At 48.2% G+C, this 14,321-nt stretch carries 13 protein-coding genes; all 13 read left to right on the forward strand.

What is annotated here, in order from left to right; all coding sequences use genetic code 11:
* Window positions 1–40 precede the first annotated feature (40 nt).
* The 13 genes from INR79_RS19045 to INR79_RS19105 all read left to right on the forward strand — a co-directional run bounded on the left by INR79_RS19045 (window position 41) and on the right by INR79_RS19105 (window position 14,317).
* Window positions 41–304, forward strand: a complete 264-nt coding sequence (locus INR79_RS19045) for a lipid asymmetry maintenance protein MlaB (RefSeq protein WP_004403962.1) — start codon at window positions 41–43, stop codon at window positions 302–304.
* 18 nt (window positions 305–322) lie between these two features.
* Window positions 323–682 carry a response regulator gene (locus INR79_RS19050; RefSeq protein WP_004403961.1) on the forward strand — a complete coding sequence of 120 codons (360 nt, stop codon included), beginning with the start codon at window positions 323–325 and terminating at the stop codon, window positions 680–682.
* 47 nt (window positions 683–729) lie between these two features.
* Window positions 730–2,835, forward strand: a complete 2,106-nt coding sequence (locus INR79_RS19055) for a chemotaxis protein CheA (RefSeq protein WP_223098818.1) — start codon at window positions 730–732, stop codon at window positions 2,833–2,835.
* 9 nt (window positions 2,836–2,844) lie between these two features.
* Window positions 2,845–3,348 carry a chemotaxis protein CheW gene (locus tag INR79_RS19060; RefSeq protein ID WP_004403959.1) on the forward strand — a complete coding sequence of 168 codons (504 nt, stop codon included), beginning with the start codon at window positions 2,845–2,847 and terminating at the stop codon, window positions 3,346–3,348.
* A 3-nt stretch (window positions 3,349–3,351) separates the two neighbouring features.
* Window positions 3,352–3,816, forward strand: coding sequence for a chemotaxis protein CheW (locus INR79_RS19065; protein ID WP_004403958.1), 465 nt, complete (start codon window positions 3,352–3,354; stop codon window positions 3,814–3,816).
* A gap of 11 nt (window positions 3,817–3,827) precedes the next feature.
* A complete protein-coding gene (gene aer2, locus INR79_RS19070; protein WP_262415440.1) occupies window positions 3,828–6,632 on the forward strand; it encodes an aerotaxis transducer Aer2 in 2,805 nt (934 codons plus the stop codon).
* Window positions 6,617–7,477, forward strand: coding sequence for a CheR family methyltransferase (locus INR79_RS19075; protein WP_022560542.1), 861 nt, complete (start codon window positions 6,617–6,619; stop codon window positions 7,475–7,477). Before aer2 ends, INR79_RS19075 begins: the two co-directional genes overlap by 16 nt.
* 7 nt (window positions 7,478–7,484) lie before the next feature.
* Window positions 7,485–8,129, forward strand: a complete 645-nt coding sequence (locus INR79_RS19080) for a chemotaxis protein CheD (RefSeq protein ID WP_004403955.1) — start codon at window positions 7,485–7,487, stop codon at window positions 8,127–8,129.
* A complete protein-coding gene (locus INR79_RS19085) occupies window positions 8,129–9,172 on the forward strand; it encodes a chemotaxis response regulator protein-glutamate methylesterase (RefSeq protein ID WP_223098824.1) in 1,044 nt (347 codons plus the stop codon). Before INR79_RS19080 ends, INR79_RS19085 begins: the two co-directional genes overlap by 1 nt.
* 29 nt (window positions 9,173–9,201) lie before the next feature.
* Window positions 9,202–10,371 carry a methyl-accepting chemotaxis protein gene (locus INR79_RS19090; RefSeq protein ID WP_022560544.1) on the forward strand — a complete coding sequence of 390 codons (1,170 nt, stop codon included), beginning with the start codon at window positions 9,202–9,204 and terminating at the stop codon, window positions 10,369–10,371.
* 11 nt (window positions 10,372–10,382) lie between these two features.
* Window positions 10,383–10,682, forward strand: a complete 300-nt coding sequence (locus INR79_RS19095; protein ID WP_004403952.1) for an STAS domain-containing protein — start codon at window positions 10,383–10,385, stop codon at window positions 10,680–10,682.
* 21 nt (window positions 10,683–10,703) lie between these two features.
* Window positions 10,704–12,374: a SpoIIE family protein phosphatase gene (locus INR79_RS19100; RefSeq protein WP_022560545.1), complete on the forward strand. Its 1,671-nt coding sequence runs from the start codon at window positions 10,704–10,706 to the stop codon at window positions 12,372–12,374.
* 278 nt (window positions 12,375–12,652) lie between these two features.
* Window positions 12,653–14,317: a DUF342 domain-containing protein gene (locus INR79_RS19105; RefSeq protein ID WP_022591990.1), complete on the forward strand. Its 1,665-nt coding sequence runs from the start codon at window positions 12,653–12,655 to the stop codon at window positions 14,315–14,317.
* Window positions 14,318–14,321: the final 4 nt, after the last annotated feature.

The raw sequence follows: 14,321 nt of genomic DNA on the forward strand, positions 1-14,321 counted from the left end.
ACGTCAACTCCGCTAATGGCTAGGTCGCAGGGATGGACATATGGAATGTCAATTAGAAGAATCCTTAGAGATTGGTAACGTCCTGAATATCAAAAACGAGTATCAACAGTGGCTCGACACCAATGAAGAGCTAGTGATTGATGCCTCCTCCGTAGTCAGAGTTGACGCTGCAGGTTTGCAGGCGTTGGCATCTCTTTTCTTTAGCGCCAAGCAGGCAAACACCGAGATAAAACTTATCAATGCTTCTGATGAATTTCAGGAAAGTATTAAGTTACTCGACTTACAAAGTGTGTTTGAAAATTAAGGAATTGAGGGGACTTTTATGACTAAGATTCTCGCTGTCGATGACTCTGTATCGATCCGTCAAATGGTTAGCCACACTTTAAAAGACGCTGGCTATGAGGTCGAAACGGCTAACGACGGAAGTGATGCCCTTAAAAAAGCGAAGATGACCAAGTTCGATGTTGTGATATCGGACGTGAACATGCCCGTGATGGGCGGATTTGAGCTGGTACGTGCCATTCGTGGCAATCCTCAATATAAATTTATCCCTATCCTGATGCTGACAACGGAAACCAGTATGGAGAAGAAACAGGAAGGGAAATCTGCCGGTGCAACAGGGTGGCTGGTTAAACCATTTAACCCTGAAACATTATTAAAAACATTGAAACGCGTGATTTAAGCGTTCGCTCCGGCAGAGCCGCTAGGCAGATTACAGGTAGGTGACCCATGGCTTTAGACATGAACCAACTTCGTAAGATGTTTTACGAAGAGTGTCGTGAAAACTTAGAAGTGCTAGAAACCGTATTGCTGGATTTGGATCCGGATAACGTTGATCTGGAAACCATCAATACGATATTTCGAGCGGCGCATTCAATAAAGGGAGGCGCTGCCACTTTTAATTTGCTGGATATCAGCGAATTCACACACAATGTTGAGGCCTATCTGGACGAAGTCAGAAACGGTCAAATGACGTTAACCCGCCACAGTGTCGACATACTATTGAAAAGTGGCGACTGCATCACTGAGATGCTTGAAGGCTATGAAAATGAAACGGAAGTAGAATCCGCGCTCAAAGATGAAGTCAATAAAGCACTGGCTGCACTACTAGACACACAAGGCGACACCAACGCCGATTCCTCTGCTCCACCTTCAGAACAAGTTGAAGCCACCGATTCCGGCAATGGCTCCGATACCGCCAAATGGCTGGTTTCCTTCATTCCCCATACAGATTTGTTCTTCAGCGGTAATGACCCGCTTCGTATTATCGGGGAAATTAAAGAGCTGGACCCAGATTGCGACATCGTCTGTAACATGGCGAATTTACCGGAACTGAGCGAACTGGAGCCGGAGCTATGCTATCTGAACTGGCGCATGACGATTTCTGGTGAAGTGGCAGAAGAAGACATTCGAGAAATATTTGAGTGGGTGGAAGACCAATGTGATTTAGACGTGCAGCGCGAACAAACCGAAGGAGAGAACGTTGCGCAGCCATCATCTGAAACTGAACAAACAGAAACAGTACCGCAAGAGCCACAACCACAAAGTGCCGCGGTGCCTGTTCCAGAAACAAAACCAAAAGACAACAAAAAGCCCGCAGCAGCAGGAAAGCCCGCGAAGTCAGAGTCGAGTGTAAGTTCCATTCGGGTCGACATCGACAAAGTCGACAGCCTGATCAACTTGGTGGGTGAACTGGTCATCACTCAGTCCATGCTGACGGAGATCGGAAACGACTTTACCGTGGATAAGCTAGAGAAGCTCAAATCCGGTCTCGACCAGTTACTTCAAAACAGCAAAGACCTGCAGGAAAACGTCCTCAATATTCGCATGTTGCCAATGAGTTTTGCTTTCAGCCGTTTCCCTCGTCTAGTTCGGGATCTGTCTGGTCGTCTTGGTAAACAGGTGGATTTGCAAATCAAAGGGGAAAACACAGAGCTCGACAAAACCGTTCTGGAACGGATCGTTGACCCGCTTGTTCACTTAGTCAGAAATGGCATCGACCATGGTCTCGAATTGCCGGATGATCGACGTGAAAATGGCAAGCCAGAAATGGGTGTCATCGAGCTTAATGCGTTCCATCAGGGGGGCTCTATCATCATTGAAGTGAAAGATGATGGTGCTGGCATCAACTGTGACAAGTTATGGAAAAAAGCACAGGACAAAGGTGTGTTGCCACCGGATGCCCGCCGAGAAGAAATGACCGATAAGCAGATCGTTAATTTGATTTTTGCGCCCGGTTTTTCTACCGCAGAAGAAGTCTCGGATATTTCGGGTCGCGGCGTCGGTATGGACGTGGTGAGAAGAAACATCGAAGAGCTGGGCGGACATATCGAAGTGGAATCTCAGCTAGGCACCGGAAGTACATTCACCATCAGCTTACCTCTCACGTTAGCCATTCTGGACGGTCAGCTCGTCAAAGTCGCTGGCGAAGTTTACGTTATTCCGCTGCTTACCATCATTGAATCCATTCAGATAGATACCCAGTGCGTTAAGCACGCTGCCGGTGGGGTCGAGTTGTATCGCCTGCGAGAGGAAAACATTCCCGTACTCCGACTGCACGAAGAATTTGAGATGGGAGAAAGTGGAGAACTCGAAGGGCGCATTCTGTGCTTGGTCGAGGCGGCAGGGAATCGTGTCGGGTTATTGATAGACGAGCTTTTGGATCAGCAACAAGTGGTGATCAAGAGTCTGGAGTCTAACTACAGCAAAGTGGCAGGCATATCAGGAGCGACGATATTAGGTGACGGCTCTGTGTCTCTGATACTGGATATTCAAGGTCTGATTACTTCATTTCTGAATCGGCAGTCAGACAGCAAGGGCGGCATCGCAGCCTAGGGAGCAACCGTGAGCGAAGCACTTCAAGTTGTGGAAGGGGAAACCATCGCAGACAGCGAAATCAGTGAAAACGCCGATTTCTTGAGTTTTTGTCTGGCCGGCGAACTATATGGAATCGACATACGCGATGTTGAAGAAATCCGCGTATGGGAGCGTCCGACTCCGATCCCCCGTTCTCCGGACTTTGTCAAAGGTGTGATTAACCTTAGAGGCATGATCGTTCCCGTCATCGATTTGAGAGTCCGGTTTGGCATTGGTGATTGTGCGTACCTGCCAACAACCGTGGTGCTGGTGCTTCGTTGTGCGAGTGGAGAAAGCGAACGTCTGATGGGGCTTGTGGTAGACGCGGTCTCCGATGTGGTCAGCCAGGGGGATAAAGAGCTGACGCCCGCATTAGGGGATTCGGTGGTGACACCATTCACCGTGGGGCTACTGAATGTGGAAGAGCAGGTGATGTCCTTACTGGATACTGATGAGCTGCTCAACATGGAAACGATTTTAAAGGCAGGGTGAGTCATGGCAGTACAAGAATTCCTGAGTTTTATTTTAAACGAAGAAGAATATGCCGTTCCCATTCTGGATGTGAAAGAAGTGCGTGGCTGGAGCAAGGTGAGAACTGTGCCCAATGCGCCTAGCTACCTTAATGGTGTGCTGGAAATCCGTGGGGAATATGTCCCGATTGTGGATTTGAGAAAACGCTTTCAGCTAGAACCTGCCGTGATTAACGCAACCACCGTTGTGATTGTTTTGAATGATACACATGGACAGCCACTTGGCATCATTGTGGACGCGGTGTCGGAAGTGTACGCACTTGATACCGACGACATAAAACCAGCGCCCAATATGTCGCTAACAGTGGACAAAAACTTCATCGTCGGCATTGTGCCAGCCAATGAAGGGCATGTGATTCTCATTAACCTGGAAGCTCTATTTAATGTCGCAGAGCTCAATAACTTATCAGAAGAAAAAGCGCTCATGTGAGAGGTGAAGCGATGTCATTTTGGAATAGAAAAACAAAAAGCGCGGAGCAGTTTGAAGCTCCCTCCCAAGATAGCCTGATGGGCGAGACTAACTCCGCTGCGGGTGCCGTCAGTACAGAGCAACTGCTGTCTGCTCTGAATACGGCGCAAACCGCGTTAATGATGATAGATCGCGACTTTAATATTACCTACGTAAACAAACGGTCGCTGGAACTGCTCCAATTACATGAACAATTGTTCCAGACGGTTTGGCCAAACTTCCAGGCTAATGAAGACTTTCTGATCGGGAACTGCATTGATGGCTTCCATACCAATCCTTCTCACCAGAGACAGATGCTGGCAGACCCCAACAATATGCCTTACACCACCACCATCGATGTTAAAGGTGTATTGCTGGAACTGAACGTGGGCGCCATTCGAGACAGCAAAGGCAATTACACGGGCAATACCCTTGAGTGGGAAGATGTAACCGAAAAACGTGTACAGGAATCCAACATATCGAGGCTGCAATCAGCGGTCGATCAGGCTCAGACTGCCATGGTCATGATCAACCGGGATTTTGAAATCACCTATGCCAATGGCGAAACCATGGCACTGTTCAAAAAGCACGAAGCCAAGTTCAGAACCGTATGGCCGGACTTTTCCGCACGAGAAGACTGGCTGATGGGGCGCTGTATCGATGGCTTCCATCAGGACCCAAGCCATCAGCGCAAGCTACTGGATAACCCTGCCAACTTGCCGTACAGCACCGACATCGATATTGCAGACCTAAAAATCGAACTGAATGTTGCTGCCATCAGAGACGCTCAGGGTAACTACATTGGCAACACGCTGGAATGGAGTGATGTCACAGAGCAGAGAAAGCAAGCCACTGAGATTGCCAGACTGAGCGCCGCGGTGCATCAGGCGCAAACTGCCATGGTAATGATTGACCGAGACTTCCTGATTACCTATGCCAATCAGGAAACCCTAGACCTGTTTAAAAAGCACGAAGCGACGATGCGAACCGTATGGCACGACTTTACGGCATCGGAAGAGTGGCTGATAGGGCGCTGTATTGACGGTTTCCATAAAGACCCAGCCCATCAGCGCAAGATGCTGGATAACCCAAATAATTTACCTTACCAGACCGATATCACCATCGCCGATCTCAAGATAGAACTGAACGTTGCTGCGATCAGAGATGCCGAGGGTAACTATGTCGGGAACACTCTTGAGTGGAAAGATGTGACAGAAGAGCGAGCCAAAGAAGCCGAGATTGGACGTCTGGCGTCGGCAGTCGAAGGCATGACGACGAACCTAATGATGGCTGACCAAAATGGCATCATTCAATACTTGAATCCGGCTCTTCAAAAGCTTCTGTCTAGCCGAGAAAGCGATCTGAAAAAGGTGCTGCCTGGTTTTGATGCCAGCAAACTGATAGGACAGAACATTGATGTCTTCCATAAGAACCCGGCTCATCAGCGAGGCATTATTTCTAATCCGGACAACTTGCCTTTCTCCTCTGATATTAAAGTCGGAGCGCTGGAGTTTAACCTAACCTGTATTGCGATGCGGGATGCAGAAGGGAATTACATGGGGCCCGCGCTTCAGTGGGAAGATATTACGGAACAGCAAGACGGTCAGCGACAGGTTGAGTCACTGATTCAAAAAGCGATTAATGGTGATTTGAAAGAGCGTATTGATACCAGTGCTTACAGTGGCTTTATGTCTGAACTGGGTGACGGGATTAACAACTTGCTGGATGCCATTGTTGCACCTCTTGGTCAGTGCATCGACGTGATGAGTCAGGTGGCAGATGGCAACTTGAACTCGAATATGTCGGACGATAATGAAGGGGAGTTTGGGCGTCTGGCAGAAGCGGTGAACACCTCGATTGTGAATCTTCGCAATATGGTGGATCAAATCACCACCTCTTCTGCTCGCGTTGCTACGGCTTCGACAGAAATTGCGGAAGGCAATAACGATTTGAGTCAGCGTGTAGAAGCTCAGGCTTCGAATCTGGAACAAACCGCGGCCAGCATGGAAGAGATGACAACTACTGTCCGACAAAACGCTGAAAACGCGAAAGGGGCAAATGACTTATCCGATGATGCCGCGAAGAAAGCAGGCAAAGGCGGAGAAGTGGTCGGCCAGGCTGTTGCAGCAATGGCTGAGATTAACAGTGCAAGTAAGAAGATATCCGACATCATCGGTGTGATTGATGAAATTGCATTCCAGACCAACCTACTGGCACTGAACGCCGCAGTAGAGGCGGCCAGAGCCGGAGAGCAGGGGCGTGGATTCGCCGTTGTGGCGGGTGAAGTCCGTAATCTGGCACAGCGCAGTGCCGCCGCAGCGAAAGAGATCAAAGGGCTGATTAACGATAGCGTTGAGAAAGTCGATGAGGGTTCCCGTTTAGTGGATGAATCGGGCGAAACCTTGAATGAGATTGTGGATGCCGTGGCTAAAGTGTCCGAACTCATCACACAGATAGCGCAATCCAGCCAGGAGCAGGCGACAGGTATTGATGAAATAAGCCGAGCCGTCGCCACCATGGATGAGATGACCCAGCAGAATGCATCACTGGTAGAAGAAACCTCAGCAGCCAGTCAGTCTTTGAAAGACGAAGGGAAAGAGCTGCTTAACCTGATGAATTTCTTTACCACCGACAACAATGTGCAAACCATATCCAAACGAGACAACAGTGGAAGTGCGAAACCAGCAAGCAACATCAGTGAAATTCGTAATGTGCCGGCACCGATCGCACCGCCAAGCCAAGCTGTTAACTCAGGGATACAGTTGAGTGAGGACGGCGACGAATGGGAAGAGTTCTAAGCCAGGCTGAACCACAAAGTCCGCTAGAAGGCAGAGAATTTGAACTAACGGAACAGGACTTTAAATACATTCAATATTTTGTCCATAAGAGTGTGGGGATATACCTGTCGGACAAAAAGAAAGCCATGGTTTATGGGCGAATCAGCCGTTTGCTGCGTGAACATGGCTTTCAACGGTTTAGTCAGTATCGGGAGTTACTGGAAAGCAGCGATTCCGAGCGAGTGAATTTTATCAACAACCTGACCACCAATAAAACGCACTTTTTCAGGGAATACCATCATTTTGAATACCTTGAAAACGTCATGATTCCAAAGTGGTTCAGTGAACGAAAAACACAATTAAAAATTTGGTCAGCGGGGTGCTCTACAGGGGAAGAACCCTACAGTTACCTTGCCATGCTACAAAAAATGCAGGTTTTTGATCGCATTGATACCGTGAGAGTGCTTGCCACGGATCTGGATACCAACGTGTTGGCGCATGCCCGCAAAGGGGTATACAGCGACGAAGCCATAAAAACAATTCCAAGCGAATACCTCAAAGGGGCATTTGTGAAGGGAAAAGGTCGCATGACCGGGAATATAAAAATAAAACGTCAGTTACAGCAACATCTTACTTTCAACCAGCTGAATTTATTGGCTGATTGGCCCATGAATCAACAATTTGATGTCATCTCTTGCCGCAACGTCATGATCTATTTCGACAAGCCCACTCAAGAGACGCTCATCCGACGATTCTACGAACATCTTGCCGACGATGGTGTGTTGTTTATTGGTCACTCCGAGAGTGTTGGAAATTGTACTGATCTCTTCCGGCATCTTGGACACACCATATACGTTAAACAGTGAGGCAGGAATGAAGCAACTTCAGGCAAAAAAGCCCGATCAGACGAACCAGCAGTTTGCACGCTTTTATCACCAACAAAAGAAAGTGCACATGGTGAAAGTACTGCCCGGTGGCGTGTATACCAGCCGTGAGCCTGAAGTGATTTGCACCGGACTGGGTTCGTGCATTGCTGCATGCATGTGGGACCCACATGCCTTCGTTGGAGGAATGAACCACTTTCTGCTGCCCTTTGACAGCAAATACGAAATTGAGCACTGGCACCCGACAGAAATCATTTCAACCGCTTCGCGCTATGGCAATAACGCAATGGAAATGTTGATCAACCAGTTATTGGCAGGAGGAGCAGTAAGAGAGCGAATTCGCCTTAAGCTGTTTGGTGGCGCACAGATGATGGGAAAGACGGCACTGATAGGGGACAAGAACATAGAATTTGCTCTTAATTACGCCAGACAGGAAGGGTTTGAGATCGATGCGCAGGATCTGGGGGGCATGATTCCCAGAAAAGTCATGTTCGATCCTCTGAGCGGTCAGGCGTGGGTGAAGCGCATTCGCTTTACTGAAGTGGACAAAGTGAAACGCCGAGAAGCGGCATACGCCAAAGAACTGGATATTGAGAGCCACCGTCCACACGATGATGATGCGGAGCTATTCTAATGAATAATAAACTAAAAGTAATGATCGTTGATGACTCCCCGGTATTCAGAGCACTGCTGACCGAGATCGTCGAATCAGACCCTCAACTTACGGTGGTGGCAACGGCGGAAAACCCTTACGAAGCAAGAGATCTGATCAAGCAGCACAATCCGGATGTGCTGACGCTGGACATTGAAATGCCCAAAATGAATGGCGTCCAGTTCCTTAAAAATCTTATGCGACTGCGTCCGATGCCTGTCGTCATGATTTCAACACTTACCCAGCACGGAGCAGACATAACACTGGAGGCTCTGGAAATTGGTGCCGTGGACTACTTCCCCAAACCCGCCGTGGAAAACACCGCTGAAATGATTCACTACAAACAGATGGTGAACGCCAAAATCAAAATGGCGGCAGGGGCAAACGTTAAGCAGGGTCACAGTAGTCAGCAGGCGGAAAAGCAGGAGAAAGTGAAGCAAAAGAGCAAACAGTTCGACCTGATTGCCATCGGTGCGTCAACAGGAGGTACCGAAGCGGTCCGCTCCGTGTTGTCAGCATTGCCATCCAACCTTCCTCCTATTGTGATTACTCAGCATATCAGTGCCATGTTTACGCCTTCTTTCGCTCAACGTCTGGACGCGGCGAGTGAAATAACAGTGCGAGATCTGGCGGTGGACTCTGCTCCTCTGGTCAACGGCTGTGCCTACGTGGCACCGGGTGACAAACATATGGTGATTGTGAAACGTGGCAGATGTTTGTATTGCGAGCTGGATGATCGTCCTCCCGTTAACCGGCACAAACCCTCGGTAGACGTCATGTTTGATGCTGTGGCTGAGACGCTTGGTGATCGGGCTATTGGCGTCATCCTTACCGGAATGGGGCAGGATGGAGCTGAAGGCATGCTGAATATGAAAAATGCCGGAGCATTTACGATTGCGCAGGATGAGCAATCTTCTGTGGTTTGGGGAATGCCACGTGTCGCGGTAGAAGTCGGGGCGGTTGAGAAAGTGGTATCGCTCAACAGAGTACCAAGGTTGATTTGTGACACCTTGTTTTCGACCTAAGCGCTTCTGAACTTAAGAGGTTAATAATAATGCAGAAAATAACCAAATTCGTAACGACCTGGTGGCTCATTTTGGGTCTCCAGGTCGTTGGTCTCAGCTTCATTGTGATGGAAGTGACATCAATGTGGGTGGTCGGCTTGGCTGTGCTGGTGGCAGCGTCGCCCTGGGTGTTGATTAAATCCTCACAAAAAGCCCCTGCAGTTGAAACGCCGAAAGTTGAAATGAAGGTAGACGTGTCCGGAGACAATCAGGCTCATCTTCAAGCGGTCCAGTCGTTGATTGACGAAGAGCTTCCGCATATTCAGGAAAGCCTGAATAAGCAGCGAGGGGTAATGGACGAATCCGTTGTGACATTGAATGACAGCTTTTTTGGCTTGCAGGATGTCTCACAGCGTCAGAGTGATGTTTCCTCCCAGTTAGTGAATAACCTTCTGGCGAATCAGGACAGCAAATACAGCCTCACACAAGTGCTTCCAAGAACCGAAAAGATATTTGCTGAGTACATCGAAATTCTGATTACCGTCTCCGAAAAAAGCATCACAGCGGTCCACAGTATTCATGATATGTCGTCCAAATTAGACAATGTATTTCGCCTGCTTGATCAGGTTCAGGGGCTGTCAGAACAAACCAACCTGCTTGCATTGAACGCCGCTATTGAGGCAGCGCGAGCCGGGGATGCGGGTCGAGGCTTTGCGGTGGTTGCGCAGGAGGTACGTAACCTGTCGCTGAAAGCAGAAGATCTCAACGGACAAATTCAGAAAGAGATCACCATCGCTCAGGGCACGATCAAAGAAGCCAACGTCACGGTGGGTGAGATCGCATCGATTGATATGACGGTAGCGATCGACTCAAAAGATCAGGTTGAAGACATGTTGCAGGGCGTGCAACAGGTGAATGTGGAAATCAAAGAGGAGATCGACAAGATCCAGGGTATGGGGCGCGAACTGGCAGATCAGGTGAGCAACGGGATCCGTGCTTTGCAGTTTGCCGACATCGTTGTTCAGCAGGGGGAACACGCCCAGCGAAGTACCAACGCCATAGAAGAAATGGTTGGGCTAATGAACAAATTTAATCAAGGTGAAATAGAGCTTTCAGATTTGGTTCAGGGTATCGAAGAACTGAAATCCAACGCGCAAAACCGTGGTGAAGCGGCGGCGCAGCAATCTGGGATTGATGAAGGTGAAGTTGAATTATTCTAGGGAGAAGAACTATGTCTGTAACTGCTGAAATAGATAACAACCAACGACGTGTTGTGATTTCTGTCGAAGGCGCATTTGGCTTTAATCTGGTACACGAATTTCGTCAAAGTTACTGCGAACAGAAAGGGTATCGCTTTGTGGTTGATTTTCGCAAAGTCGATTACATCGACAGTGCAGGGTTGGGGATGTTGCTCAATATGCACAAGTATCTGAATCAGAAAGACGGAGAAATCGTGATCACCAACAGTATGCCGCAAGTGAAGAAAATTCTGCTGATCTCGAGATTTGATAAGAAGTTTTCAATCGAATAACGAATTCAGGAGGGCTAGGTTATGCGAATACTGATAGTCGATGATCAGAAAACCAACCGAGAAATGTTCCGATATATGCTGACCAGCATTGCAGAGGACATCACTTTGTTTGAGAACGGGGAAGGGGTGGTAGACGCGCTCAAAGAAGCCGAAGCCCTGCCGGACGTCATCCTGATGGACGTCATGATGCCCGTGAAAGATGGCTTTACTACCGCAAAAGAGATCCGTGCCGAGTTCCCGAATGTGCACATGCCGATCATTTTTCTGACGGTGCTGGATGACCGCGACTCCTTTGGTCGGTGCCTTTTCTATGGAGATGATTTCATTCTGAAACCGGTTGGTCGAAGCACCTTACTTGCCAAAGTTCAGGCACACTATCGCATCGCCAAAATGCACAATGAAGTGAGTAAGCAGCGTGATGAGTTGAGCAAGTTCCGCGAACAGGTGAAGTACGACTACGCGATTTCCGAATCTATTTTTACTAACCTTGCTGAAGACATGTACAAAAATATCGATGGTATTGAGTACATTTCTAACCCTTCTACGGTATTTAACGGGGACCTTATTGTTGTGGCTAACCGACCACAAGGTGGGGTTTATGTCATGATTGCCGATGCGACGGGGCACGGCTTACCTGCTGCTATTTCAACCATTCCGGCGACAAGGGCGTTTTTCTCCATGGCTGCGAAGGGCATGTCGCTTGGTGAAATTCTCGAAGAAATCAATACAGCACTCGTACGCTTTCTGCCTCTGGGCATGATGGTCGCAGCCAATGTGTTTGAGATCAGCGCCAATGGTGTTGATGTCACCTGGTGGGGCGGTGGATTGCCAGACAGCTACATACTGGATTCAGAAGGCAAAATCATCAATAACCTGACGTCAGCCCACATGCCTTTAGGGGTTCTCAGTGCTGAAGAGTTCGAAACCAATATGGTGCATTTGCGCATGGAGCAGGGGCAGCAGATTGTGTGTTACACCGATGGTGTGACTGAAGCGGCGAATCCAACAGGGGAGCAGTTTGGCGAAGACCGCCTTAAAGATGTGCTCAACGCTTGTGAACCGAACGCGATTATCCCTTCACTGTATGAGGCAGTGAATGTCTTTTCTCATAAGAGCAAAGACGATGATCTGTCTATCCTGACCATGACGTTCCCTATCCACAATGAAGCTGGGCAAACTCCAGATGCAGAACTGCCGTTTGTAGGCAGAGTACCGCTGAACACGCGCTTAAGCTTCCCGAAAGACGTACTCAGTGGCGTGACTGTAATGGCTGAGGTCAGGCATTACATTTCCGGTATTGTTAGCGGTGGACCGAATCTGGATTTGGTCTGCTCAGTATTGTCTGAGTTGTTTGCCAATGCCATTGAGCATGGGCTTCTTGGGCTGGACTCCAAGCTTAAGAGTGATGAAGAAGGTTTCTTTACTTATTACCAGCTTCGTGAGGAACGCCTACAAGATCTCAGTGATGATGCGGTGTTAACCTTGGATCTGGAATACTTGCCTGAAATCAATCAACTGGCGATGACAATCGAGCATACTGGGGAAGGTTTTAACTACCACGAGTTGAATATGGTATCCGATGAAAACAGCTACGGACGCGGCATTGTTTTGGTCTCTGAGCTTTGTGAGTCCTTAGAGTATTCAAACTGCGGAAAAAGGGTAAAAGCGGTATACCAATTTACTGAAAATTAACATTTTATCTGAGCTGTTAATATAACGTAGATTTACCATAAACCAGCCAGATGCTTTTTCTAAACTCCATTGTATGGCTGATGTGACTTAAAGTTGTGCATTTAACATGAAAAATGTCATTAATGTTATGAGCTTAATAGTAAATATTCTCATTATGGCGATAAATGCGTGCTTGTATTAGTGACCATCGCCGGAATTTGAGCATTTTTTTGTTAAACCTTTGGGCAAATTCGTTACACTCATTCCAGAAATGGAGTCTTATTTTTGAGTAATGGAGTATGTGGAAAGAGTTCATCCGACTTTCAGATGACGATCAGTTTGTCATAGCGCAAATGCCCACCGATGTGACGGTAGAGTCCGATTTTGGTGAGCTTGGGCTTGATCATGCCATCGAAAGCTTAGGAGCTGCCTCTTTCTTCCTCGACGACAGCGCCGTCAAAAGTTTTATTTCCGCTGCCAGAAAAACCAAAAAAGAAGCGTTTCAGGGTGTGAACATTGCATTTCGCAAGAATGCTTCAGTTAGTGTTGTGCTTGAAGATAACGATATGATCGCCCGAATGGTTGTGACTGGTGCTCAGGGTGGTCGGGCACTGCGGGGCAGTGAAATTGTCGAAGCGCTTTCTCTGGCAAAAGTAACCAAAGGAATCAACAAGCTTGCGCTGAAAAAAGTACTGGCGATGAGCCACAAAGTGCCGCCCGGTCAGGAATTTTCACAGGCGGTTGCACAGGGCAAGATGCCCGTAGAAGGAAAAGACGCCGAATTCACCCCACTCTTTCCAGACATCAATGCACGCGTTCTGAGACCTCAGGAAATCAATTCCGTTACTCATAAAGTTGACATGCGTAACCTCGGTGAAACCATTACCGTGGCTGAAAATGAAGAACTTATGCGACGTAAGCCTGCAACCAAGGGTAAACCTGGTTTCACTGTATGCGGCAAAGTGATCCCACCTAAACCGGGTAACGACAAACTTTTACGTGAAGGCAAAGGCACCTACATTTGCAAAGACGATCCTAATTTGCTGCGTGCTGCCGTCTCTGGTATGCCGATGATGAAAAAAGGGTCTACTGTCGAAGTGGATAATGCTTTGTGTTTAAGCAAAGTGGACGTGTCTACGGGTCACATAAAATTCAAAGGCTGTGTGGTGATCACTGGCGACATCGAACCTGGTATGAAAGTTTTGGCGACCGGTTCAATTACAGTTGGCGGCTTTATTGAATCTGCCGACGTTCAGGCACACGGTGACATTACCGCCGCGAAAGGCATTATTGGTCGTCCTATCGCAGAAGGCGAGGAAAACGCCTGTGTTGTTCGTTCTGGTGGGTCTATTACCAGTAAATACGCACAGTACGCGACCATACAGGCGCACGATGACGTGACATTTGCCATCCACAGTTTACAAAATGACGTTCGCTGCGGAGGAGATCTGACAGTTTCTGATGCGAACGGCAAACAAGGCACCCTGAGTGGGGGCGATACACAAGTCGGCGGTAAAATTACCTGCGTCAATCTCGGTGTTGAAGGGGATTCGGTCACCACCGTAGAAGCCTGTGCTCGCTACAAGAAGTACAAAGATGGTATTGAAAGGCTGAAGGAGAGCTATAAGAAGGTTCAGGAAGACACCATGAAGGTGGTTCGAGCTGAGCTGGAGCTCTCTAAAACGCCTAAAGCAGAGCGTACTCAGGAGATGGTCGATAACGTCGCGACGCTTAAACAAAAGAACAACGATCTGCTTAGCCGAACAAAGAAGAAACTGGATGCGGTAGAGCTTGAATTTGAGCAGATGCTGACCGCCAATACCATTACGATAAAAAACAAAGTGTATACTCGTGTTACCGTTAAGTTTGGTGATGATACCGTTGTTACCCGACGTGAACACGGACCTTCCGTTTTGTCTTACAACCATTATGAGATCAGCTTTGCTCCGCTAATGGGCAGCTAACCCA

Source organism: Vibrio sp. SCSIO 43132, from assembly GCF_019904195.1.
Taxonomy (GTDB): Bacteria; Pseudomonadota; Gammaproteobacteria; order Enterobacterales; family Vibrionaceae; genus Vibrio; species Vibrio nigripulchritudo.